The following is a 1,856-nucleotide window of genomic DNA, read 5'->3' on the forward strand; positions in this document are numbered from 1 at the left end:
CATTTTTCAGTATTCAACCCGACAGAGATTACTAGGTAAGTAGTAGGCACAATTATTAGTATATAGCAGTTCTTATATTAATAAGATACAGTATTTTTTTTCTCTTCACTATTGTCTATTCCCTGTTCCCTAAAATCCAAAACTTCTTTATCTCACCAATTTGATAAACGCTATATCTACTACTCAGGTATATTTTCTGTTTCCTGTTCCCTTTTTCCAGCAAAGCGTTTTCTATTCCCTACACCTCCGCTCAATATTAAATTAATTTTGCTTATGCTTTTGAGTTTTTTAGCTGTACTATTAGTAATTTTTAATAAAACTATCACATAATTTTATTAATTAATTTTGTTAAATTTATGATAAATTAAGTAAAGTTAAGAAACCATAACATTATTAATCTGGAATTGCCTATAAACCCGCATATATACTCATAATTTCTTAGTAACAACCCTTGACCAAATATGAGCTTTTCTGCAAGATATAGACTTATAAGGCGATCCCGCCGATCCCAAAAAAATGCTGTTCTTATCGTTTCTATATCTCTAGAAACTGCTAAGTGTTTCTAAGCATTTACCAAACTCACTAATTGTTTGAATTGGAAAAGTAGTTCTCAAAAGAAACAAGGAATTACAGCGGATTCCAGGTTGATGAGGTACAGTGACACTAAATTTTTAAATAGTTTTTGAAGTATAGAATAAAGTTTTCATGTCTTTAATCAAATCTACTAGAATCACTGTACCACACTTACATGGAATAGGCTGTATCTGTCATTACTTGCTAGATTTTGGGAAACGGAATAGAAAACAGTAAAAAAATAGAAGGATATATATAGATAATGGTTCAAGAACGTCCACCCCTAGAAGAGATGACTTTACGACAACTACGCAAAGTCGCCAGTGAACTAGGTATCTCTCGTTACAGCAGAATGCGTAAAGCACAACTTCTGGCAGCAGTTATGGAAGCTCAAGGTATCAATCATCTCTCATCTGCTCCAGTTTTAACATTAGAAGTACAAGAAGAAGTGGAAGCAAAAAAGTTTGAATTAGGCCAAGAAAACAACATTGATGATTTTCTTTCATCGATTGATGAAGGTTTAACGGATTTACCCAATGGGTATGGTAAAAGCCGAATAGTATTAATGCCACGCGATCCAGAGTGGGCATACGCCTACTGGGATATACCGAATCAACTGAAAGAAGAGCTACGTCGTCAAGGAGGACAGCAGTTAGCTCTGCGTACATATGATGTCACTGACATAAACTTGGACTACCAAAGTCCTCATAGCATTCAGGAATATCCTTGTGATGAATTAGCTCGTGAATGGTACATACCTATTCCAGTAAGCGACCGCAACTATACTGTGGAAATAGGGTATCGGTGTGCTGATGGTCGGTGGTTAGTTTTGGCTCGTTCTGAGCGAGTACATATTCCTCCGGTCTATCCTTCAGATTGGATTGATGACCAATTTATCACAGTTAGTTGGGATGAAGATTTGCGTGGCAAAACCTTTATGGAATTGGTTCCTGCTAGTCGCCAAATTACTTTTTACGATAATCCCGATAATATTTATGAGGAAATGTTTGGCATAGCTGAAGCTGAGGAACAACGGGTTGCTGGTTCTATGTTTGGCTCTGTTCAAATGGTTCCAGGTTCAGGTCAGATGATAGAGGAAGGAGTAAGCTCTTTTGCTATGGCATCAGGTGTAGGGATGTGGGCATCTGGTAGTAATGTTTCTGGTGCAACTCAAACTATGTCAGGTGTAGGTTTAACTGCTTCTGGAGTAGGCATGGGAATGTCGGGAGTAGGTTTAACTGCTTCTGGAGTAGGCATGGGAATGTCGGGAGTAGGTTTAACTG

General features: G+C 37.4%; 2 protein-coding genes. One reads left to right on the top strand and one right to left on the bottom strand.

Features of this window, described 5'->3' with window-relative positions:
- Nucleotides 1–179: 179 nt before the first annotated feature.
- Complete coding sequence (locus ACP6PM_RS35810; protein ID WP_426591631.1) at nucleotides 180–326, bottom strand: hypothetical protein; 147 nt, start codon at nucleotides 324–326, stop codon at nucleotides 180–182.
- A gap of 509 nt (nucleotides 327–835) precedes the next feature.
- On the opposite strand from ACP6PM_RS35810, the gene ACP6PM_RS35815 reads away from it, so the two are divergent.
- A partial coding sequence (locus ACP6PM_RS35815) for a DUF4912 domain-containing protein (protein ID WP_426591632.1) occupies nucleotides 836–1,856 on the top strand: 1,021 nt, incomplete at its 3' end.

The sequence above is a fragment of the Dapis brunnea BLCC-M229 genome, assembly GCF_050015995.1.
GTDB lineage: Bacteria > Cyanobacteriota > Cyanobacteriia > Cyanobacteriales > Microcoleaceae > Trichodesmium.